The 21,910-nt window shown below is 69.6% G+C and carries 22 protein-coding genes; 12 read left to right on the top strand and 10 right to left on the bottom strand.

Going from position 1 to position 21,910, the window contains the following annotated elements; all coding sequences use genetic code 11:
* The first annotated feature begins 7 nt into the window (after positions 1 to 7).
* The 6 genes from ABS642_RS21020 (at position 8) to ABS642_RS20995 (ending at position 5,823) form a co-directional block, all read left to right on the top strand.
* A complete protein-coding gene (locus tag ABS642_RS21020) occupies positions 8 to 799 on the top strand; it encodes an alpha/beta hydrolase (RefSeq protein ID WP_350351617.1) in 792 nt (263 codons plus the stop codon).
* The gene (locus tag ABS642_RS21015; protein WP_350351616.1) at positions 796 to 1,956 is read left to right on the top strand and encodes an acyl-CoA dehydrogenase family protein; all 1,161 of its coding nucleotides are present in this window, start codon (positions 796 to 798) and stop codon (positions 1,954 to 1,956) included. Before ABS642_RS21020 ends, ABS642_RS21015 begins: the two co-directional genes overlap by 4 nt.
* 88 nt (positions 1,957 to 2,044) lie before the next feature.
* Positions 2,045 to 2,512, top strand: coding sequence for an Lrp/AsnC family transcriptional regulator (locus ABS642_RS21010; RefSeq protein WP_350351615.1), 468 nt, complete (start codon positions 2,045 to 2,047; stop codon positions 2,510 to 2,512).
* Positions 2,509 to 3,903, top strand: a complete 1,395-nt coding sequence (locus tag ABS642_RS21005) for an aspartate aminotransferase family protein (protein ID WP_350351614.1) — start codon at positions 2,509 to 2,511, stop codon at positions 3,901 to 3,903. Before ABS642_RS21010 ends, ABS642_RS21005 begins: the two co-directional genes overlap by 4 nt.
* Positions 3,904 to 3,987: 84 nt before the next feature.
* On the top strand, positions 3,988 to 4,893 hold the full coding sequence (locus ABS642_RS21000; protein ID WP_350351613.1) for a hypothetical protein: 906 nt from the start codon (positions 3,988 to 3,990) through the stop codon (positions 4,891 to 4,893).
* 30 nt (positions 4,894 to 4,923) lie between these two features.
* Complete coding sequence (locus ABS642_RS20995) at positions 4,924 to 5,823, top strand: hypothetical protein (RefSeq protein ID WP_350351612.1); 900 nt, start codon at positions 4,924 to 4,926, stop codon at positions 5,821 to 5,823.
* 28 nt (positions 5,824 to 5,851) lie between these two features.
* On the opposite strand, the gene ABS642_RS20990 is transcribed toward ABS642_RS20995, so the two are convergent.
* Genes ABS642_RS20990 through ABS642_RS20970 form a run of 5 tightly spaced genes read right to left on the bottom strand, consistent with a single transcriptional unit; the run spans position 5,852 to position 10,836 of the window.
* Positions 5,852 to 6,574: a GntR family transcriptional regulator gene (locus tag ABS642_RS20990; RefSeq protein ID WP_350351611.1), complete on the bottom strand. Its 723-nt coding sequence runs from the start codon at positions 6,572 to 6,574 to the stop codon at positions 5,852 to 5,854.
* Positions 6,571 to 7,350: a 3-oxoacyl-ACP reductase gene (locus tag ABS642_RS20985; RefSeq protein ID WP_350351610.1), complete on the bottom strand. Its 780-nt coding sequence runs from the start codon at positions 7,348 to 7,350 to the stop codon at positions 6,571 to 6,573. Before ABS642_RS20985 ends, ABS642_RS20990 begins: the two co-directional genes overlap by 4 nt.
* A gap of 39 nt (positions 7,351 to 7,389) precedes the next feature.
* Positions 7,390 to 8,751 carry an aldehyde dehydrogenase family protein gene (locus tag ABS642_RS20980; RefSeq protein WP_350351609.1) on the bottom strand — a complete coding sequence of 454 codons (1,362 nt, stop codon included), beginning with the start codon at positions 8,749 to 8,751 and terminating at the stop codon, positions 7,390 to 7,392.
* A complete protein-coding gene (locus ABS642_RS20975) occupies positions 8,748 to 9,500 on the bottom strand; it encodes a gamma-glutamyl-gamma-aminobutyrate hydrolase family protein (protein WP_350351608.1) in 753 nt (250 codons plus the stop codon). Before ABS642_RS20975 ends, ABS642_RS20980 begins: the two co-directional genes overlap by 4 nt.
* On the bottom strand, positions 9,481 to 10,836 hold the full coding sequence (locus tag ABS642_RS20970; RefSeq protein WP_350351607.1) for a glutamine synthetase family protein: 1,356 nt from the start codon (positions 10,834 to 10,836) through the stop codon (positions 9,481 to 9,483). Before ABS642_RS20970 ends, ABS642_RS20975 begins: the two co-directional genes overlap by 20 nt.
* Before the next feature lie 156 nt (positions 10,837 to 10,992).
* On the opposite strand from ABS642_RS20970, the gene ABS642_RS20965 reads away from it, so the two are divergent.
* On the top strand, positions 10,993 to 12,540 hold the full coding sequence (locus ABS642_RS20965; protein ID WP_350351606.1) for an amino acid permease: 1,548 nt from the start codon (positions 10,993 to 10,995) through the stop codon (positions 12,538 to 12,540).
* Between the two features lie 47 nt (positions 12,541 to 12,587).
* Here ABS642_RS20965 and ABS642_RS20960 read toward each other — a convergent pair whose 3' ends face one another.
* A complete protein-coding gene (locus tag ABS642_RS20960) occupies positions 12,588 to 12,860 on the bottom strand; it encodes a metal-sensitive transcriptional regulator (RefSeq protein WP_056517673.1) in 273 nt (90 codons plus the stop codon).
* A gap of 36 nt (positions 12,861 to 12,896) precedes the next feature.
* Here ABS642_RS20960 and ABS642_RS20955 point away from each other — a divergent pair, with 36 nt between their 5' ends.
* Genes ABS642_RS20955 through ABS642_RS20935 form a run of 5 tightly spaced genes read left to right on the top strand, consistent with a single transcriptional unit; the run spans position 12,897 to position 16,601 of the window.
* Entirely contained in the window at positions 12,897 to 14,174 is a 1,278-nt protein-coding gene (locus ABS642_RS20955) for a DUF445 family protein (RefSeq protein ID WP_350351605.1), read from the top strand.
* Between the two features lie 55 nt (positions 14,175 to 14,229).
* The gene (locus ABS642_RS20950) at positions 14,230 to 15,051 is read left to right on the top strand and encodes an SDR family NAD(P)-dependent oxidoreductase (RefSeq protein WP_350351604.1); all 822 of its coding nucleotides are present in this window, start codon (positions 14,230 to 14,232) and stop codon (positions 15,049 to 15,051) included.
* Positions 15,052 to 15,094: 43 nt separating this feature from the next.
* A complete protein-coding gene (locus ABS642_RS20945) occupies positions 15,095 to 15,799 on the top strand; it encodes a hypothetical protein (protein ID WP_350351603.1) in 705 nt (234 codons plus the stop codon).
* Between the two features lie 32 nt (positions 15,800 to 15,831).
* Positions 15,832 to 16,173 carry a PadR family transcriptional regulator gene (locus ABS642_RS20940; protein WP_350351602.1) on the top strand — a complete coding sequence of 114 codons (342 nt, stop codon included), beginning with the start codon at positions 15,832 to 15,834 and terminating at the stop codon, positions 16,171 to 16,173.
* Complete coding sequence (locus ABS642_RS20935; RefSeq protein WP_350351601.1) at positions 16,173 to 16,601, top strand: hypothetical protein; 429 nt, start codon at positions 16,173 to 16,175, stop codon at positions 16,599 to 16,601. The genes ABS642_RS20940 and ABS642_RS20935 overlap by 1 nt, the downstream gene beginning before the upstream one ends.
* A 9-nt stretch (positions 16,602 to 16,610) precedes the next feature.
* Here ABS642_RS20935 and ABS642_RS20930 read toward each other — a convergent pair whose 3' ends face one another.
* From ABS642_RS20930 to hutH, 4 genes are read right to left on the bottom strand one after another with little or no spacing between them, the layout of a single operon-like run.
* Positions 16,611 to 17,516 (bottom strand): arginase family protein, encoded by a 906-nt coding sequence (locus tag ABS642_RS20930; protein WP_350351600.1) that lies wholly within the window; start codon positions 17,514 to 17,516, stop codon positions 16,611 to 16,613.
* Entirely contained in the window at positions 17,497 to 18,714 is a 1,218-nt protein-coding gene (hutI, locus tag ABS642_RS20925; RefSeq protein WP_350351599.1) for an imidazolonepropionase, read from the bottom strand. Before hutI ends, ABS642_RS20930 begins: the two co-directional genes overlap by 20 nt.
* Positions 18,711 to 20,375: a urocanate hydratase gene (gene hutU / locus ABS642_RS20920; protein ID WP_350351598.1), complete on the bottom strand. Its 1,665-nt coding sequence runs from the start codon at positions 20,373 to 20,375 to the stop codon at positions 18,711 to 18,713. The genes hutI and hutU overlap by 4 nt, the downstream gene beginning before the upstream one ends.
* Positions 20,368 to 21,909, bottom strand: coding sequence for a histidine ammonia-lyase (hutH, locus tag ABS642_RS20915; protein WP_282216467.1), 1,542 nt, complete (start codon positions 21,907 to 21,909; stop codon positions 20,368 to 20,370). The genes hutU and hutH overlap by 8 nt, the downstream gene beginning before the upstream one ends.
* Between the last annotated feature and the right edge of the window lies 1 nt (position 21,910).

Genomic DNA, 21,910 nt, shown 5'->3' with positions numbered 1-21,910 from the left:
TGAGAGCATGACCGCACCACTCCGCCTCCCCCGCATCTCCTGGGGCGACCCGTCGGCCGCCCGCCGCGCGCTCCTCGTGCACGGCCTCGGCTCCTCCGCCGCGCTCATGTGGCGCCTCGGAGACGCGCTCGCGGAGGCCGGCTGGTGCGCCGTCGCGGTCGATCTCCGCGGTCACGGCGACGCCCCACGCGCCCTCGACTACTCGGTGGCCGCATTCGGTGCCGACCTCGCGGCGACGAGGCCCGACGCGGGCGGCGCATGGGATGCGGTCGTCGGCCACTCGCTGGGCGGGGCTGCCAGCACGGTGGCCGCGGCATCCGATCCGGAGTGGACCCGGCGCCTCGTCCTCATCGACCCGGCGATCCATGTCGGCGGACGCGACGCGTCGATCGTGCGCAGGAGCCAGGAACGAGCCTTCGCTGACACCCGACTCGAGGTCGTGCAGCAGGAGCATCCGCACTGGCATCCGCAGGACCAGGAGCTGAAGGTCGATGCCGTGCTGCGCGCGAGCGCCTGGGCCGTCGAGCAGACCAGCGTCCAGAACCAGCCGTGGGATGTGCGGGCGCAGGCGGAGCGTCTGACCGTCCCCACGCATGTGATCGCCGCCGACCCTGCCGTCTACAGCATCTTCACCGGCGACCTGGCCGCCGAAGTGCTCGCCGCCAATCCCCGGTTCACGATGTCGGTCGTCGAGGGCGCCGGGCACTCCCTGCACCGCGACAAGCCCGAGGAATGCATCCGCCAGCTCCTGGAGGCCCTGAAGTGCGATGCACCGAGCGACCGGAGGGAGTCGAAGTGACCGCGTTCGACCCGACGACGTACCTCCCCGACGATCTGCTCGAGCGGATCCGCGAGCGCGCACCGATCCACGACCGCGAGAACACGTTCCCTCAGCAGGACCTCGACGAGTTGCGCGCCGCCGGATACCTCTCGATCCTGGTCCCGGCCGAGCGCGGCGGTGCCGGGCTCTCCCTCGCCCAGGCCGCGATCCTGCAGCAACGGCTCGCCGGCGCGGCCCCGGCCACAGCCCTCGCGATCAACATGCACCTGGTCTGGACCGGTGTGGCCAAGGTGTTCTCCGACCGCGGCGTGCCCGGACTGGAGTTCGTGCAGGACGGCGCCGTCGCCGGTGACGTCTTCGCGTTCGGGATCAGCGAGGGAGGGAACGACCTGGTTCTGTTCGGCAGCGACACCGCGGCCGTCCCCGACGGCAGCGGCGGCTATTCCTTCACGGGCACCAAGATCTTCACCTCGCTCGCTCCGGTCTGGACCCGGCTGGGGCTGCACGGCCTCGACACCACGAGCGCGGATGCCCCGAAGCTCGTGTTCGCCTTCGTGGAGCGGACGGATGCCGTCGCCACGAGCGACGACTGGGACACGCTCGGCATGCGCGCGACGCAGAGCCGGACCACCCGCCTCGACGGGGCGACCGCGGATGCCGCGCACGTGGTGCGCCGCATCGATCCGGGTCCCACTCCCGACCCGATCGTGTTCGGCATCTTCTCGGTGTTCGAGATCCTGCTCGCCTCGGTGTACACGGGCATCGCGCGGCGCGCGCTCGAGCTCTCCGTGCTCGCCGCCGGGAAGCGCCGCTCCAAGAAGACCGGCGCCGCGTACAGCCAGGACCCCGACATCCGCTGGCGGATCGCGGACATGGCGCTCGACTACGACGCCCTGCCGCCCCAGATCGCGGCCCTCGCGCGTGATGTCGACGACCGTGTCGACAACGGCGCCCGGTGGTTCTCGCTCCTCTCCGGCGTGAAGCACCGGGCGATCACCATGGCCAAGCGGGTCGTCGACCAGGCCATGCTCGTCGGCGGCGGCGGCTCCTACTTTTCCGCCAACGAGCTGTCCCGCCTCTACCGCGACGTCCTGGCCGGTGCCTTCCACCCCTCCGACCCGGAATCCGCCCACGCCACCGCCGCGTCCGCGTGGCTGGGTCCGCTGGAGGACTGAACCGCCATCCTGCCGATATCGCGCCCCGGCTCCGTCTGCGGCCGCGGAATCGGTTGCCGAGCGAGCCGCCGAGTGCGAAGATCGCACCATGAGTTCGGCGAAGAAGAACCCCTCGCTCGACGCGGTCGCCAAGACGATCATCGAGCTGCTCCAGGAGGACGGACGCCGCTCCTACTCCGACATCGGCCGCGTGGTCGGTCTGAGCGAGGCCGCCGTGCGGCAGCGCGTGCAGCGGCTCACCGAATCCGGCGTGATGCAGATCGTCGCCGTGACCGATCCGATGCAGCTCGGCTTCCATCGCCAGGCGATGATCGGCATCCGCGTCTCCGGAGACACGCGGATCGTGGCCGAGGCGATCGCCCGGGTCGAGGCGATCGACTACGTCGTGATCACGGTCGGCGCGTTCGACGTGCTCGCCGAGGTCGTCTGCGAGGACGACGACCAGCTGCTGGCCCTGATCAACGACGTCATCCGGCCGATCGAGGGTGTGGTGTCGACGGAGACCTTCATCTACGCCAAGCTGCAGAAGCAGCTCTACAACTGGGGGACCAGATGATCACGACACGCACGACGCCGTCGGAATCCGCGCTGCAGGCGATGGCGAAGGACCATCTCTGGATGCACTTCACCCGTCAGTCCACGATGGCGGAATCGGGCGTGCCGATCATCGTCAAGGGCGATGGGCACCGGATCTGGGACTCCTCCGGCAAGGAGTACTTCGACGGTCTCTCCGGCCTCTTCGTGGTGAATGCAGGTCACGGCCGCCGCCGGCTCGCCGAGGCCGCCGCCGCGCAGGCCGCCGAGCTGTCGTTCTTCCCCCTCTGGTCGTACGCGCACCCCGCCGCGATCGAACTGGCCGACCGACTCGCGGACGAGGCACCGGGCGATCTCAACAGGGTCTTCTTCTCGACCGGCGGCGGCGAGGCCGTGGAGACCGCACTGAAGCTGGCCAAGCACTATTGGAAGCTCCAGGGCAAGCCCACCAAGCACAAGGTGATCTCGCGTGCCGTCGCCTATCACGGCACGCCGCACGGAGCGCTCGCGATCACCGGCATCCCGGCGATGAAGGCCATGTTCGAGCCCGTCGCGCCCGGGGGTTTCCGGGTGCCGAACACCAACTTCTACCGCGCAGCCGAGATGGGTGCGCCCGCCGACGACCTCGAGGCGTTCGGACGCTGGGCGGCCGACCGCATCGAGGAGATGATCCTCTTCGAGGGTGCGGACACTGTCGCCGCGGTGTTCCTCGAGCCGGTGCAGAACTCGGGCGGATGCTTCCCGCCCCCTCCCGGATACTTCGCCCGCGTGCGCGAGATCTGTGATCGCCACCACGTGCTGCTGGTCTCGGACGAGGTCATCTGCGCCTTCGGGCGACTCGGTCACACCTTCGCCTGCACGGGCCTCGGCTACGTGCCCGACATGATCACCTGCGCGAAGGGGATGACCAGCGGCTACTCCCCGATCGGCGCCACGATCGTCAGCGACCGCATCTACGAGCCCTTCTCGCACGGCGACGTGTCGTTCCCGCACGGCTACACGTTCGGCGGACACCCCGTGTCGGCGGCGGTGGCATTGGAGAATCTCGCGATCTTCGACGAGGAAGGACTCAACGAGCGCGTGCAGGAGAACTCTCCGCTGTTCCGCGCCGAGCTCGAGAAGCTGCTCGACCTTCCCCTCGTGGGCGATGTGCGCGGCGACGGCTACTTCTTCGGCATCGAGCTGGTGAAGGACAAGAGCACCAAGGAGACGTTCGACGACGCTGAGTCGGAGCGGCTGCTGCGCGGCTTCCTCTCCCCCGCTCTCTTCTCGGCCGGCCTGTACTGCCGCGCCGATGACCGCGGTGATCCCGTCATCCAGCTCGCTCCCCCGCTCACCACGGGCCCGGCGGAATTCCGGGAGATCGAGCAGATCCTCCGCGACGTCCTGACGCGCGCGCAGGCGGTGCTCTGATCGTCTTCGGGCGGTGACGCAGCATATCGGGTCGCGCGGACGCGGCCGCACTCCCCGGCGCTACGGTGGCGCCGGGGAGACATCATGCTCGACACGGGGGACGAACATCAGACGGCGTTCGCGCGCGCCTTCTCCGCGGTGATCACCGCGCGAGGGGTCTCGCTCACGTGGCTGCACCGACGGCTCGAGGACCGCGCGAACCCGGTCTCGATCGCGACCCTCAGCTACTGGCGCTCCGGGCTTCGGCACCCCGACGGGCTCCGGTCGCTGACCGCCCTGGAGGACATCGAGCGTCTGCTCGACCTCGAATCGGGCGCACTGCTCGACCTCGTCAGCAGGCGCGCGCGTCTGGGTTCGCTCGCGCCCGCGCAGAACCCCTTCACCGAATCCGAGGTCGTCGCGGCTGCGGCCGAGACCCTGAGGCTGCTCGCCGCACCGCCGATCGAGGCGACCAGATCGCTCTCCGCTCATGTGGTCTCGACGGTCGACGAGAACGGACTGCTCCGCCGCCGCACCGCTCGGGTTCTCGTGCAGGCGGTCGCGCCGTTCGTCGATGAGATGACCTACGCCCTGATGTCCGCCGAGAGCATCGTCCGCCGACCGCAGTGCGAGATCCGCGGAGCGGCGCTGGTCCGGGAGCACCTCCACGAGAGCGAGCACGTCTACGCCTGCGTGCTCCGTCTGGATCGACCGCTCGTGATGGGTGCGACGGCGATGCTCGAGATCGAGATGACGGTCCCTCCGCCGACGGCGGGACTCCAGCCGTCCGAGGACGAGACCACGGCCTTCGTGATGAGGTCCATCCGCGACGTCGTCCTGTGGACGTGCTTCCACCGGGATGCCGTCCCGGACTGGATCTCCGAGTTCGAGCGCACTCCCGTGAGCGACGGCGTGGTGTCGCGGCCCCTGACGCCGAGCGAATCGATCCACCTGGCACGAAGGGACTTCGGGCCGGGCATCCTCGGCATCCGATGGGGGTTCGACCGCTGACGGGACTATCGTCGGGGAGAGGAGGCTGGAATGGCAGCGGAGGTTCCCGACGGACGAGACTCGTTCAGCAGTGCGTTCGGAGCGGCGCTCACCGCGAGCGGCATCTCGCTCTCGTCGTTGCAGCGCCGACTGGTCGCCCGCGCCAACCCCGTCTCGATCGCGACCCTCAGCTACTGGCGTTCCGGGGAGCGCACGCCCGAGGGAGCGGCCTCGCTCGCTGCCGTCGAGGACATCGAACGACTGCTCAGCATGCCGCCGGGAGCTCTCGGCGGCCTGGTGCCGGAGCGGGTGCGGCTGGGAGCACTGCACGAACCCCGCAACCCCTTCACGGAGGAGCAGGTCACCCGGGCGCTGTCCGAGACGCTCGAGATCCTCGATGCGCCGCCGCTCGACATCACCCGGGAGCTCTCGACGCATGTGATCGCGGATGTGTCCGCCGACGGCTACCTGCGCCGGCGCGCCGCCCAGACCCTGATCCAGTCCGTGATCCCCACGACCGTCGACCACGTGACGTACACGCTGCTGTCGACGGAGGACACCATCGACCGCCCGGAGATGACGGTACGAGGGGCGCGGATGGTCCGCGATCACCTCCACGTCAGCGAGCACGTGTACGCGTACGTGCTGAAGCTCGACCAGCCGCTCACGCTCGGCGCGGCGACGATGATCGAGGTCACGATGGAAGGGCACGGGGAGTACACCTCGCAGCCCGAGACGGGCGCCTTCGTCGTGCGCCCCATCCGCGACCTCGTCCTGTGGACGCGATTCCATGAGGACGCGGTCCCGGACTGGCTCGACGAGCTCGAGCGGAACGAGTCGACGGACGGGACGATGTACAGCCCGCTCCGACCGCAGGCCTCGGTGCATCAGACGCGTCGGGACTTCGGTCCGGGCGCGCTCGGCATCCGCTGGGGATACGACGACCGCTGATCCGGTGACGTGAGCCGCCGGGCGACGCTCACATCAGGAAGCCGCGCAGCAGCGCCTCGGAGCCGGCGAGATGATCGCGCATCGCCGCCTCGGCCGCATCCGGACGTCCGGCGAGGATCGCGGAGACGATGCTCTCGTGCTGCTCCCCCGAGTGCTGGATGTTCCGTGGCATCAGCGGGAACGTGTCGAGCCAGGCATTGACGTCGGCGCGATTCTCCGCCACGAGCGCGACGAGCGAAGGGATGCCTGCGGCCTCGGCGATCGCGAGATGCAGCAGGGTATCGAGGCGTCGATACTCGTCAGGCCCCGCGGGGAGCGCCGCCTCGTGCCGCGCCCACAGGTCGGCACGGGTCGCGGCATCCAGGGATCGGCTCGCCGCTGCGCGCACGGCACCGCTCTCGAGAACCCGACGCAGGCCGAGGACATCGTCGATCCGCTCCTCCGTCACGGCTCCCGTGCCCGACGGCTGCGGCAGCGGATCCGCCACGAAAGTCCCCCCGTACCGGCCCCGCCGGGTGAGGAGGTAGCCGGTGTCGGCCAGCTCGCGGATGGCGTCGCGCACGGTGTCTCGGCTCACGCCGAAGGACGCCGCGAGCTCGCGCTCCGGAGGCAGGGACTCGCCCGGCGCCACGACGCCGAGACGGATCGTCTGCACGAGACGGGCGACCGCATCCTCGAGGGCGTTGCCGCGTCGCAGCGGCCGGTAGACCGCCTTCCGCACCTCGACGAGGTCGCCGTCGGGGTCGTTCACAGCGGGGTGACGTAGGCGTTGGTGATCCCGCCGTCGACGACGAACGCGCTCGCGGTGATGAACGACGAGTCGTCCGAGGCGAGGAAGGCCACGGCCGCCGCGAGCTCCGCCGGCTCTGCGAAGCGCCCCATCGGCACGTGCACGAGTCGCCGCTGCGCGCGCTCCGGATCCTTGGCGAACAGCTCCTGCAGCAGCGGCGTGTTCACCGGCCCGGGGCACAGCGCGTTCACGCGCACCCCCTGCCGTGCGAACTGCACGCCCAGCTCGCGCGACATCGCCAGCACGCCGCCCTTCGACGCCGTGTAGCTGATCTGCGATGTCGCCGAACCCAGCAGCGCGACGAACGACGCCGTGTTGATGATGGAGCCGCGCCCGGCAGGAACCATGTGACGCAGCGCCGCGCGACTGCACAGGTACACGCTCTTGAGGTTCACATCCTGCACCCGATCCCACGCCGGCAGCTCGGTCGTCTCGATCGAGTCGTCGTCGGCCGGCGAGATGCCGGCGTTGTTGAAGGCGATGTCGACGCGGCCGAACTCCGCCGCCACGCCGTCGAACAGCGCGTTCACCTTGGCCTCGTCGGCGACGTCGACCGGGCGGAACACCCCGCCCACCTTCGCCGCAGCCGCCTCCCCCGTCGCCGGATCGACGTCGGCGATCACGACGAACGCGCCCTCGGCGGCGAAACGTTCGGCGGTGGCGAACCCGATGCCGCTCGCGCCGCCGGTGATGATGGCGACGCGGTCCTTCAGTCGCTGGGTCAGATCGATGCTCATGTGGGTTCTCCGCTCCGTTGGGTGTGAAGTGCGACGCGATCAGAGTTCATCGGTCGCGAAGAAGACGTTCTTGGTCTCGGTGAAGTGCTCGGCGGCGTCCGGGCCGAGCTCGCGTCCGAGGCCCGAGGCCTTCATGCCGCCGAACGGCGTCGCGTAGCGCACCGAGGAGTGCGAGTTCACCGACAGCACCCCGCTGCGTACGCCTCGCGTCACGCGCACGGCGCGTCCGAGACTCTCGGTCCACACGGAGCCTGCGAGCCCGTACACCGTGTCGTTCGCCATCCGGATCGCATCCGCCTCGTCCTCGAACGGCATCACCGCGACGACGGGCCCGAAGACCTCCTGCTGGGCGATGCGATCGGAGGGGCCTGCGAGCACGACGGCCGGAGCGAACCAGAAGCCGTCCCCCTCGGGAGCGGTGCCCCGGAACGCGATGTCGGCACCATCGAGGAAGGAGGCCACGGTGTCGCGATGTCCGGCCGAGATGAGCGGGCCCATGTCGGTGTCTGCGCTCCCCGGGTCCCCCACGCGCCAGGCGGCCACCGCTGGCTCGAGCAGTTCGAGGAAGCGGTCGTAGACCGAGCGCTGCACGAGCAGCCTGCTGCGCGCACAGCAGTCCTGGCCGGCGTTGTCGAACACCGAGCCGGGCACCGCGGCCGCCGCCCGCTCGAGGTCGGCGTCGGCGAAGACGATGTTCGCGCTCTTGCCGCCGAGTTCGAGGGTCACGGGCTTGAGCGCGCGGGCGCACCCGGCCGCGACCTCGATGCCCACCTCGGTCGAGCCGGTGAAGACGACCTTGCGCACATCCGGGTGCTCGACCAGACGCTGACCGACGACCGAACCCGAGCCGGTGACGACCTCGAAGAGCCCCTCGGGGAGGCCGGCCTCGAGCGCGAGCTCGCCCAGACGGATCGCCGTGAGCGGGGTCAGCTCGGCAGGCTTCAGCACGACGGCGTTGCCGGCGGCGAGCGCCGGCGCGAACGCCCACGAGGCGATCGTCATCGGGAAGTTCCAGGGCACGATGACACCGACCACGCCGTAGGGGTCGTGGAAGGTCACGTCGAGCCCGCCGGCCACCGGGATCTGCCGGCCGGACAGGCGTTCCGGATCGGCGGAGTAGTAGTTGAGCACCTGAGCGACGTGCCCGGCCTCCCAGCGCGCGGAGCCGATCGGATGCCCGGAGTTGAGCACCTCCAATTGGGCCAGCTCCTCGGCGGCCCTTTCGACCGCGCGGGCGAACGCCCGGAGCGCGTCCGCGCGCGCGACCGGCGCCAGTGCCGCCCATCGGCGCTGCGCGACGACGGCGCGGGCGATCGCGGCATCCGTCTCTCCGATGTCGGCGCGGGCGACGTCGCGGATCGCCGCACCGGTCGACGGATTGATGACGGTGAACGCACTCATCGGGATTCTTCCTTCCGTCGCGCGGCGAACGCACGAGCCTGTGAGACGAGATCTGCGAAGAGGCGCCGGTCGTCGGCGTTCTCCTCCGGATGCCACTGGATGCCGACGACGTGCCCGCCGGAGGTGTCGACGAACGCCTGGACGAGTCCGTCATCGGAGCGCGCGGCCGCGGTCAGCCCCTCCCCGAGCCGGTCGATGCCCTGGTGGTGATAGCTGTGCACTCGTGCGTCGCCCGCACCGAGCACGTCGGCGAGCGCGGTACCCTCCGACACCTCGATGTCGTTCTCGGCGAAGACCCCGCCGCCGAGGCGGTAGCGCTCGGTGCCGAGCGATTCGGGGAGATGCTGCTGCAGGGTGCCGCCGCGGGAGACGTTGACGAGCTGAAGTCCGCGGCAGATCGCGAGCACCGGGATGCGCCGCCGCTCCGCCGCCCGGAACAGCGCGAGCTCCCACGCGTCGCGGTCGACACGAGCGGGATCGGTGAGCGGATGCCGTTCCTCGCCGTACAGCTCGGGGGCGACATCGGCGCCGCCCGAGAGGATCAATCCGTCCATCCCGGCGATGGCCGCATCCGCCGTCTCGGGGTCCTGCGGCGGCAGCAGCAGCGCGATGCCGCCGGAGGCGGTCACTCCGGTCAGATACTGCTCGGGCAGGAACGCCGCCCGCACATCCCACACCCCCTGCTGCGCCCGCTCCAGGTACGTCGTGACACCGATCAGCGGTGCCGGGTCAGAGCCGCTCGAAACCACGGATGCGCTCCCAGTCGGTGACGGCGGCGTCGTAGGCCTCGAGCTCGATGCGCGCCTGGTTCAGGTAATGGTCCACGACGTCGTCGCCGAACGCGGCTCTCGCGATGGTGGACTCGCTGAAGAGCTGCGCGGCTTCCCGGAGGGTCGTCGGCAGGTGGTCGACGCCGGCCTCGTAGGCATTGCCGGTGAAGCGCTCGGGAAGCGGCAGCTCGTTCTCGACGCCGTACAGGCCGCCCGCGATGATCGCCGAGATGCCCATGTACGGGTTCACGTCTCCGCCGGGAACCCGGTTCTCGACGCGCAGACCGGAGCCACTGCCGATCACCCGCAGGGCGCAGGTGCGGTTGTCGATGCCCCAGGCGACGCCGGTGGGCGCGAAGCTGCCCTTCGCGAAGCGCTTGTACGAGTTGATGTTGGGCGCGTAGAGCAGCGTGAACTCGCGGAGCGTCGCCAGGATGCCGGCGATCCAGTGCTCCATCACCGGGCTGAACCCGTGCTCGCCGTCGCCGGCCATCACCGGGGTGCCGTCATCCGCGCGCAGCGAGAGGTGGATGTGGCAGCTGTTCCCCTCCCGCTCGTTGAACTTCGCCATGAAGGTGAGCGCCTGACCGTGCTGCTCGGCGATCTCCTTCGCACCGTTCTTGTAGATCACGTGCTGGTCGGCGGTCTCCCGCACCTCGGCGTAGCGGAACGCGATCTCCTGCTGGCCGAGGTTGCACTCGCCCTTCACGCCCTCGCAGTACATGCCGGCGCCGTCCATCCCGTTGCGGATGTCGCGCAGCAAAGGCTCCATCCGTGTCGAGGCCTGCAGGTTGTAGTCGACGTTGTAGTCGGTCGCGGGAGTGAGCCCCTCGTACTTGCGTGCCCAGGCGTCGCGATAGGTGTTGTCGAAGACGATGAACTCGAGCTCGGTGCCCGAGAACGCGGTCCAGCCCCGCTCGGCGAGGCGATCGCGCTGGCGGTCGAGGATCGCGCGGGGCGAGGGCCCGACGGGCTCGCCGTTCTGCCAGACCAGGTCGGCCATGATCAGGACCGTGCCCTCGAGCCACGGCATCCGGCGGAGCGTGACGATATCGGGACGCAGGACCATGTCGCCGTAGCCGCGGTCCCATCCCGACATCGCGTAGCCGTCGACCGTGTTCATGTCGACATCGACCGACAGGAGATAGTCGCAGGCCTCGGCGCCGTGATGCAGGATGTCCTCCTGGAACAGGCGCGCGGAGACCCGTTTGCCGACCAGTCGTCCCTGCGCGTCGGCGAAGGCCACGATCACCGTGTCGATCTCGCCGGCGGCGATGCCGGCATCCAGCTGCTCGATGCTCAGGTTTCCCGACATCTTCTCGCTCCCGTCGTCGTGGTGAAGCGATCGACCGACCGGCTTCGCCCTCAGAGTAGATCACCTTCGCGTCTAAAGGTAGACGAAACCACCATTGACTGTCACAATCATCCGCAAGGTGCATGCGGCGCCTGTGTGCATGCGAACGGAGAGCGGATGTCTGAGCAGAGCAATGAGTCCCGCAAGGTCGCTGGGGCGACCTATACACGTGCCGGGAGCGAGTACTTCGAGAAACGGACCCTGAAGAGGTCGGCCGGCGTCTGGGGTCTGTGGGGCCTCGCGGTCGCCGCCGTGATCTCGGGCGACTTCTCCGGCTGGAACTTCGGCATCGACTTCGCGGGCTTCGGCGGGATGCTGATCGCCTTCGCGATCCTCGTCCTGATGTACTACGGCATGATCTTCGCGATCGGCGAGATGGCCGCGATGATGCCGCACACCGGAGGGGCCTACTCCTTCGCCCGATCCGCGATGGGCCCGTGGGGCGGCCTGGTGACCGGCGCCGCGGAGACGATCGAGTACGTCGCGACCACGGCGGTGATCGTCTACTTCTCGGCGTCGTATGCGAACGGCATCACGAGCGAACTGCTGGGGCTCGAGCTGCCGGGGTGGCTCTGGTACCTGATCCTTTACGTGGTCTTCATCGCTCTGAACTCCGCGGGAGCAGCGATCTCCTTCCGCTTCGCGATCGTCGTCTCGATCATCTCGATCGGCATCATCCTGGTGTTCTCCGTGATGGCTCTGTTCTCCGGCGCGTTCAGCTGGGACGCGCTGTGGAACATCGTCCCCGACGAGGGGCAGACGACCTTCCTCCCGCACGGCGTCCTGCCGATCCTGTTCGCGCTCCCCTTCGCGATGTGGTTCTTCCTCGGCATCGAGGAGCTGCCGCTGGCCGCGGAAGAGTCGCACAACCCGACCCGCGACATCCCGAAGGCCGGATTCTGGGCTCGCGGCACGCTCATCGTGACGGGACTCCTGGTGCTGTTCCTCAACACGGGTGTGATCGGTGCCGAGGCGACCGGCACGGCCGGCGAACCGCTGCTCGACGGATTCCGCGCGATCGTGGGCGACCAGCTCGCCGCAGTGCTCGCGCTGTTCGCTCTGATCGGCCTGCTCGCCTCACTGCAGGGCATCATGTTCGCCTACGGCCGCAACATGTACTCCCTGTCCCGCGCCGGCTACTACCCGCGGTTCCTCTCCCTCACGGGGAAGCGGCAGACGCCCTGGGTGGCGCTCGTCGTCGGAGCGGCCATCGGCTTCATCGCCCTCATCATCCTCGACGTGCTCGCCGCGGTCGACGCCGAGGGCGCGGGATCCGTCGCCGGTGCGATCGTGCTGAACATCGCGGTCTGGGGCGCGGTGCTCGCCTACGGACTCCAGCTCGTGTCCTTCATGATCCTGCGCAGGAAGTACCCGAACGTCGACCGCCCGTACCGCAGCCCGTGGGGCATTCCCGGTGCGGCCGTCGCGCTCGTCATCGCCGCGCTCATCTTCGTCGGGTTCCTGCTCAATCCGACCTTCGGTCCGGCGATCATCGCGATCGCGATCGTCTACGTCGTGATCCTGCTCGGGTTCGGACTGTTCTTCCGGCACCGCCTCGTGCTCTCGCCGGAGGAGGAGTATGCGCTCTCCGGCGGCTCGCACGGCGACCCGCAGGCCGAGGGGTACGACGCCATGGAGGACGAGGTCTTCGACGGCGGCAGGTGAGCCGCACCGCAGCGCCCCGACGACTCCGTCTGGGCGCTGCGTCGTGTCTACTTGCGGTCGAAGTCGAAGGCCTTGAGGAGCTCGGCGACCGCCTTGTCGCGCTCCTCGCCGCCCTCGTCGAACATGTGCGTGACGTGCGTGCGCAGGTGATTCTCGAGCAGGAGGCGGTTCAGCGATTCGAGCGAGCGCTGGATCGCGCGGGACTGAGTGATGATGTCCATGCAGTACTCCTCGTTCTCGATCATCCGCGCGACTCCGCGCATCTGCCCCTCGAGGATGCTGGTGCGGTGCAGAGCACGCTTCTTGATGTCTTCGATCACGTCTCGAGGGTACTCTCCGCGTGAAAGGATGACGTCATGCCGCGAACACCGATGGCGATGCTGTCTCCCTCCGACCAGGTCCGACTGCGCGCGCTGCGCCGGATGAAGGCGGTGGCGCTCGGTGCCCTGGTCTTCATGGCCATCGCGTTCGTCATCGCGTTCATGTTCCAGGAGCGGCAGCCGTGGCTCGCGTACGTCCGCGCCGCCGCCGAGGGCGGGATGGTCGGAGCGCTGGCGGACTGGTTCGCGGTCACCGCCCTGTTCCGGCGTCCGCTCGGACTGCCGATCCCGCACACCGCGATCATCCCGAGCCGCAAGGACGAGATCGGCCGCACGCTCGGCGAGTTCGTCGAGACCAACTTCCTCGAAGCCAGCGTCGTGCGGACCAAGCTGTCGAGCACGGCGATCGCGCTGCGCGCCGGAGAGTGGCTGCGGGAAGAGCCGCATGCCGAGCGCGTCGGCGCCGAGGGCGCGACGATCGCCACGGCCGTCCTCAACGCGCTCAGCGACGACGACGTCCGCGACCTCATCACGGATCTCGCCCGCGAGCACCTCGTCGAGCCGGAGTGGGGCCCTCCGGCGGGCGTCTGGCTGGAGAAGATCGTCGCGGCCGATGCGCATCACGGTGCCGTCGACCTCGCGGTGGACAACATCGGACGGTGGCTCGAGGCCAACGCCGAGTCGTTCTCGGGGCTCGTCTCCCGCCGCCTGCCCGGCTGGGTGCCCAAGCTCGCGCACCGATTCGTCGACGACACGGTCTACAACGAGGCCATCAAGTTCGTGCACGCCGTGCAGGCCGACCCGCAGCATCCGGCGCGAATCGCGATCGACGGATACCTCTCCCGACTCGCCGACAACCTGCAGAACGATCCCGACACCCGCGCGAAGCTCGAGAACGCGAAGGCGTCGCTGTTCGACAGTCCTCGGGTCGGCGCCCTTGCCGCAGAAGCCTGGAACACCGCGAAGAACGGATTGCTCACGGCTCTCGCCGATCCGGAGAGCGGGCTGCGCCGACGTGCGGTGCGCGCGCTGCAGGAGGTCGGGGATCGACTGACGACGGATGCCGCGCTGCAGCACCGCGTCGACACGTGGGTGTCGGATGCCGCCGTCTTCCTCGTCGACCGCTACCGGCACGACATCGCCTCGATCATCACCGACACGGTCGAGCGCTGGGACCCCGCCGAGACCACCGAGAAGATCGAGCTCATGGTGGGCCGCGACCTGCAGTACATCCGCCTGAACGGCACGTTCGTCGGTGCCCTCGCCGGCCTCGCGATCTTCACGATCGCCCACGCCCTGATCCCCGGAGTCTGAGGTCCCGGTCTCCGAGCGCTCACGTGCGGGCTCGCGCGAGAACTACGATCGCCTGATGACCTCATCACACCAGACCTGGATGATCACCGGCGCCGGCCGTGGGCTCGGACGCGCACTGGCCGAGGCCGCACTCGATGCCGGGCACACCGTCGTGGCGACGGTCCGCGGCGAGACGGAGCTGCCCGAGCACGAGCGCCTGACCGTCATGAATCTCGACGTCCGCGACCGCGCCGCCGCTCACGACACGGTCCGTCGCGCCAGCGAACGGTTCGGGCGTATCGACGTGCTCGTGAACAACGCCGGCTACGGACTGATCGGCGCCGTCGAGGAGGCATCAGAGGATGACATCCGCGCGATCATGGACACGAACCTGCTCGGTCCGCTCTGGCTGAGTCAGGCCGTCATCCCGATCATGCGCGACCAAGGAGGCGGGCATATCGTGCAGATCTCGACGGTCGGAGCGGTGGGCACGATGCCGATGCTCGGGCTCTACAACTCCACGAAGTGGGGATTGGAAGGCTTCAGCGAGGCCATGGCTGCCGAGGTTGAACGGTTCGGGATCCGCGTGTCCCTGATCGAGCCGGGCGCCCTCGACACCGCGTGGGCGGGGCCGAGTATGCGGTTCACCTCGCCGTCCGACGTCTACGACGAGCAGCGGATCGAATTGTTCGGCACAGCTGAGATTCCGTGGCCTCAGGGCGACTCAGGTGGCGGCACGACGCCGGCGGATGCCGCAGCCGCCATCCTCGAGCACGTCGCCTCTGATGATCGACGCCTCCGCGTGCTCATCGGCGACGACGCTCCCGAACAGGTCGCTGCAGCGCTCGACCTCCGGAGACGGGACTACTCCCGCGATCCGCGGTTCCCGGGCGAGTAGTACACCAGACCCGCCTCAGGTGCAGTTGCTAGGGTCCTCACCTATGGCAGCCGACGACGCATCCACCAGCTCCCATCGCAGGCAGGCGGATGGGGGCTTCGGGCTCCGAGCCCTGGCAGCACTGTCCGTGCTGGTCAGCGGCGTCATCGCCTTCGTCCTCGCGAGCTCGGCCCTGGAGCTCGTGCGGGAGGAACTGCACCACAACTGCGGGATGCGGCCCCCCGGTTCTGAGGGAGCGGGCACCTGGATATGCAGCGACGAGATCGGGTACCTCAGCATCGCAGGCATCCTCGCCATCGGGTTGCTCGCCGTCGTGCTCGTCGGCTCCGTCATCGCTCTGCTCGTCCGCCACGATCGACCGGCACGACTGGCGCTCGTGATTCTCGCAGCCCTGTCCACCGCGTGGATTCTCGGGCTGACCTGGTACGGGTCGTCGACGCAGGTGCAGGATCAGTACGCACCACTGACGGGCACCGAGTACTGGGTGGGCGCGGTCGGCCCTGCGGCCGTCGTCAGCGCGATCGGTCTCGCGGTCGGGATGGTGAGTCTCCAGCCGACCCGGCCGCGTTCGTGGATCCTGGGGATCGGCGCGACAGTCCTGCTGATCGTCGCGGTCGTTCTGCAACCGGGCCTGAGCCTCAACCTCCTCCCCGCCGCGGGGCTGCTCGCCGCGGCAGTCGTCCGTGGCGTCAGCGCTGGAACCACGTCCGGGCGTGTGACGCTCGCAGCAGCACGCCGCGATAGGTAGATATTCGTACTAGTCCGTGTCATGATCTAGTCATGGATTCGATGCACTGGCCCAGCGAGTGGGCACGGGCCGCGCTTCCCGGCGCCGTGCTCGCTCTCGTGAGTGACGAGGACGCTTACGGCTATCTGATCGCGCAGCGTCTCGCCGCGGCGGGATTCGGCACCATCAAGGGGAGCACGCTCTACCCGCTGCTCGCGCGGCTCGAACAGGACGGCTCGCTCGCCTCGACGTGGCAGGACGGTGCCGGAGGCCCGGGGCGCAAGTACTACTCGATGACAGATGCGGGCCGACACGCGCTCGATGAGCACCGGGCTGCCTGGGCGGATTTCACCACCCGGACGTCGGCAGTCCTCGGCGACAAGAAGGAGTCATGATGAGCGGCACACGAGACGACGACTACGGCACTGCTCTCGAGGACGAGCTCGGACTGCGCGACGTGCCGAGGGATGAGGTGGATCTCATCGTCCGGGAAGTGAGGAGCCATCTCGCGGAATCCGGAGAGGACCCGCTCGAGACCTTCGGCTCGCCCGAACACTACGCAGACCAGTTCGCCCCGCGATCATGGACGCGCCGGATGCTGTGGCTGCTCGTGGCTCTCGCCGGTCTGCTCGGCGCGGGAGCCGGATGGCTGATATTGAGTGGCGTCTTCGGGCTCATGGATCCGTCGATGCAGCTGTGGGGGTGGGCACCGAGCATCCGACTCACGCTGGGCACCTTCTGCCTCGTGGGTCTGGTCGCGCTCCTGACCTTCATGGTGACGGAGTCGCGACGCCGCCAGGCGTCGTGGAAGCTGCGTGGATAGCAGCCGCGGTCAGCGTGTGGCGAGGGCCGCGAGCATCTCGAGCACGCAGAGGGCCGCGAGTCTGACCGTGCGCATGTCGTCGGTGTCGCCGGTCGCGTCGACCTCGGCGATGTCGGCGCTGACGACGCGCGGATCCGCGACGATCGAGCGGACGAGAGCGCGCAGCTCCCAGGCCGCGAAGCCGCCGGGGACGCTCGCCGGGCATCCGGGCGCGGCAGCGCGATCGGCGGCGTCGACGTCGACATCGAGGTGGATTCGTGCGGCAGCGCCCGCCCCCGCGATGCGTGTGGCCTCGGCGACGACGTCGTCGATACCTCGGCGTCGAACCTCATCGAGCGTGATCACGCGGATGCCCCACTCAGCCGCGCGCGCGGCATAGGCCGCGGAGTTCGCGAAGTCGGCGATGCCGATCTGGACGATCCGCGTCGGGTCGATGCGCTCGCCCGCGGGCGCATCCTCCACGAGCCGCCGCACAGGCGACCCGTTCGAGATCCCGTCGCGCAGATCGAAGTGGGCGTCGATCGTGATGAGGCCGGTGGCGCCGGCGCCCCGTGCGACCGGATAGGTCAGCGCGTTGTCGCCGCCCAGCGCGATCACGAGGCGGGCGGCGTCGGCGACCTCGCGCACCCGAGAGACGGTCGCGGCGATGCCGGAGTCTCCGTCGGGCTCGGCCACGTCGCCGGCATCGAGAACGCGCAGCACCTCGCCGAGATCGATCACGGGCGGCCCCATGAGCGTCGCGCTGTAGCGGGTGAGCGCCTCGCGGATCGCGGCGGGCGTCGCGTGCGCGCCGGTCGGCGACAGCGACGTGCGCCAGGTGGGAACGCCGAGCAGCACGGCATCCGCGTCGTCTCCTGCGGTGAAGGCGGGCCAGGAGCCCGCCCGCGGCCACAGATCATCGTGTGAGAGAGTCATGATCCTCCGTTCCTCTTCCGTCATGCGCAGCCCCGAACACCGCGACACCGTCCTTCCAGACGCGCTCGACGAGCGGCACTCCCGGCCGGTACGCCAGGTGGATGCGGGTGGGAGCGTCGAGCAGCACGAGATCGGCGCGAGCACCCGGTGCGATCACGCCGACGTCGTCTCGACGCAGCGCGCGTGCTCCACCGGCTGTCGACGCCCAGACGGCCTCCGCCGGCGTCATCCCCATGTCGCGCACGGCGATCGCGATGCAGAACGGCATCGACGAGGTGAAGCTCGACCCCGGGTTCGTATCGCAGGCCAGCGCCACGGTCACACCCGCGTCGATCAGGCGACGCGCATCCGGATAGGGCTGGCGGGTCGAGAACTCGACGCCGGGCAGCAAAGTGAGCACGGTGTCGGATGCGGCGAGCGCCGAGACGTCGTCGTCGGTCAGGTAGGTGCCGTGGTCGACGGATGCCGCTCCGAGCTCGACCGCCAGGCGCACGCCCTCCCCCGGGCTCAGCTGGCTCGCGTGCACGCGGGGTGCGAGCCCCCGGGCGATGCCGGCTTCGAGCACGCGTCGCGACTGCGGCACCGTGAAGGCACCCGTCTCGCAGAACACATCGATCCACTTCGCATGCAGAGCGCAGGCGTCGAGCATCGGGCCGACCACGAGATCGACGTAGTCGTCGGCGTGGTCGGCGTATTCGGCGGGAACGACGTGTGCGCCGAGGAACGTCACCTCGGGCGTCACCTCGGCGGCCAGGCGCACGAGCCGCTCCTCGTCCGCGACGCTCAGGCCGTACCCGCTCTTGATCTCGACGGTCGTGGTGCCCTGTGCGAGCATCTCGTCGATGAAGCCGTGCAGCCGGGCGCGCAGCTCTTCGTCGCTCGCGGCGCGGGTGGCGGCGACCGTGGAGCGGATGCCGCCCGCGGCATACTTCTGCCCGGCCATCCGCGCCTCGAACTCCGCGGCGCGGTCACCGCCGAAAACGAGGTGGCTGTGGCTGTCGACGAAGCCCGGGATCACCGCACGTCCACCCGCGTCGACGACCTCGTCGGCGTCCGGGGCTTCACTCGCTGCACCGACCCAGGCGATGCGTCCGCCCTCGATCAGCACGGCCGCGTCGTGCACGGTCCCGCAACGATCGCCGTCGATCTCGACGTTCGTGGTCAGTTCGCCGATGTTCGTGATCAGCGTGGCGCTCACAGCATCGGCACCTTCAGGCCACGCTCGCGGGCCACATCGCGGGCGTGCTCGTATCCGGCATCCACATGACGCATCACGCCGGTGCCGGGGTCGTTGGTCAGCACCCGTTCGAGCTTCTCCGCGGCGAGCGCCGATCCGTCGGCGACCGAGACCTGACCGGCGTGGATCGATCGGCCGATGCCCACGCCGCCGCCGTGGTGCAGCGACACCCACGAGGCACCGGATGCCGTGTTGAGCAGCGCGTTCAGCAGCGGCCAGTCGGCGATCGCGTCGGACCCGTCCTTCATCGCCTCGGTCTCGCGGTACGGCGAGGCGACGGAACCGGAGTCGAGGTGGTCGCGGCCGATCACGATCGGCGCCGAGAGCTCGCCGGACGCCACCATCTCGTTGAACTTGAGGCCGGCGAGGTGGCGCTCCTTGTAGCCGAGCCAGCAGATGCGCGCGGGCAGGCCCTCGAAGTGCACCTTCTCCCCCGCCTTCTCGAGCCAGCGGTGCAGCGCAGCATCCTCGGGGAAGAGCTCGGCGATCGCCCGGTCGGTCTTGTAGATGTCCTCCGGGTCTCCGGAGAGCGCCGCCCAGCGGAAGGGCCCGCGCCCCTCCTCGAACTGCGGACGGATGTACGCCGGCACGAAGCCGGGGAACTCGAATGCGCGGTCGAAGCCGCCCAGCTGCGCTTCGGCTCGGATCGAGTTGCCGTAGTCGAACACCGCGGCCCCGGCATCCTGGAACGCGACCATCGCGGCGACGTGCTGCGCCATCGACTCGCGCGAGCGGTGGGTGAACGCCTCCGCGTCGCGCTCGGCCTCGGCCTTCCACTCCGCGACCGAGATGCCCACCGGCAGGTAGGCGAGCGGGTCGTGCGCGCTGGTCTGATCGGTCACGATGTCGATCGGAACCTCGCGGCGCAGCAGCTCGGGGAAGACCTCCGCCGCGTTGCCGACCACGCCGACCGAGAGCGGCTCCCCCGCTTCCTTGGCCGCGACGACCCGCGACACGGCGGCATCGAGGTCGGTCGTGTACTCGTCGAGGTAACCGTGCTCCACCCGGCGGGCCAGGCGCGACTCGTCGACGTCGACGATCAGGACGACGCCGTCGTTCAACGTCACGGCGAGGGGCTGCGCGCCGCCCATGCCGCCGGCACCGCCGGTGAGGGTGAGCGTGCCGCGCAGCGAGTCGCGTCCGAGCGACCGGGCGACCGCGGCGAAGGTCTCGTAGGTGCCCTGCAGGATGCCCTGGGTTCCGATATAGATCCAGGAGCCGGCGGTCATCTGGCCGTACATGATGAGCCCGAGCTCTTCGAGCTTGCGGAACTCCGGCCAGGTCGCCCAGTCGCCGACCAGGTTGGAGTTCGCGATGAGCACGCGCGGCGCCCATTCGTGAGTGCGGAAGACCCCGACGGGCTTGCCCGACTGCACGAGCAGCGTCTCGTCGGGCTCCAGCTCGTCGAGCGTGCGCACGATCGCGTCGTACGCTTCCCAGCTGCGCGCGGCCTTGCCCGTGCCGCCGTAGACGACCAGGTCCTCGGGGTGCTCGGCGACCTCGGGATCCAGGTTGTTCATCAGCATGCGCTTGGCGGCTTCGGCGCCCCAGCTCTTGGCGGTGCGCTGGTTGCCCCGTGCAGCGCGGACGACGCGCGTGCCTGATGCGGTGTTGTCAGCCATGGGAGTGCTCCTTTGCGATGCGGGCGACGGCGCCCGACTGGACGAGTTCGGTGACGGCTTCCATCTCGGGTGAGAGGAAGCGATCGGGTCCGGGGCCCGCGGCCACGGTGCGGACGAGGTCGCGGACGGCGCCGGTCGCTGGTCCTGCCTGCAGCGGGGCCCGCAGATCGAGAGCGCGAGCGCCGGTGAGGATCTCGATCGCCAGCACGCGCCCGAGTCCGTCGATCGCCCGGCGGAGCTTGCGGGCGGCCGCCCACCCCATCGAGACGTGGTCCTCCTGCATCGCGGACGACGGGATCGAGTCGACGGATGCCGGCACCGCGAGGCGCTTGAGCTCGGACACGATGCCCGCCGCGGCGTACTGCGCGATCATGAGGCCGGAGTCCACCCCGACCTCGTCCGCGAGGAAGGGCGGCAGCCCGTGGCTGCGCGCGGGGTCGAGCGCCCGATCCGTTCGCCGCTCGGAGACCGACGCGACGTCGGCGACCGAGATGGCGAGGAAGTCCAACACGGCGGCGACCGGCGCGCCGTGGAAGTTGCCGTTGGACTCGATGCGGCCGTCGACGGTGATGACGGGGTTGTCGATCACGCTGGCGAGTTCACGATCCGCGATGGTCGACGCGTAGCCCATCGTGTCGCGCGCCGCGCCGTGCACCTGCGGCGAGCAGCGCAGCGAGTAGGCGTCCTGCACGCGTCCGTCCTCCGGACCCTTGTGGCTGTGCACGATGGGCGAGTCGCTGAGGAACGACCGCAGGTGGGCGGCCGACAGGGCCTGCCCCGTCTGCGGGCGCAGGGCCATCAGGTCGGCCGCGAACACCGCGTCGGTTCCCAGCTGCGACTCCACCGACATCGCCGCGGCCATGTCGGCGGTGAGCAGCAGCGTGTCCAGGTCATGCAGGGCCAGCACCAGCATCCCCAGCATCCCGTCGGTGCCGTTGATCAGCGCCAGCCCCTCCTTCTCCACGAGCGTGAGGGGTTCGATGCCGGCGGCGGCCAGCGCCTCGGATGCCGGGACGAGCGCTCCATCCGCGTCGCGGACGTCTCCCTCTCCCATCGCTGCGAGAGCGATGTGGGCAAGCGGCGCGAGGTCACCGGAGCATCCGAGCGAGCCGTACTCGCGCACGACCGGCGTGATCCCCGCGTTGAGCAGACCCGCGTACGTCTCGACGACGATGGGTCGCACCCCCGTGCGCCCGGAAGCGAGCGTCTGCAGGCGCAGCAGCTGGAGGCCCCTGGTGACCTCGCGCTCGACCTCGGCGCCTGTGCCGGCCGCGTGCGACCGGATGAGACTGGCCTGCAGCTGCAGGCGCCGATCGGGTGCGATGAACGTGGTGGCCAGGGCGCCGAAACCGGTCGAGACGCCGTAGTGCGGGTCGGGATCGGCGGCGAGTCCGTCGATGACCCGCCGTGTCTCGGCGACGCGCTCGAGCGCCGCCGTGTCGAGGGTGACGGGGGCGCCGTGACGGGCGACGGCGACCACGTCGGCGGGGGCCAGCGGCCGGGCGCCGACGAGAACTGGGGCGAGATCACTCATG

Source organism: Microbacterium sp. A8/3-1 (assembly GCF_040267695.1).
Classification (GTDB): domain Bacteria; phylum Actinomycetota; class Actinomycetes; order Actinomycetales; family Microbacteriaceae; genus Microbacterium; species Microbacterium luteolum.
Note: the sequence above shows the minus strand (reverse complement) of the source record. Positions and strands in the feature narration are given on the sequence as shown.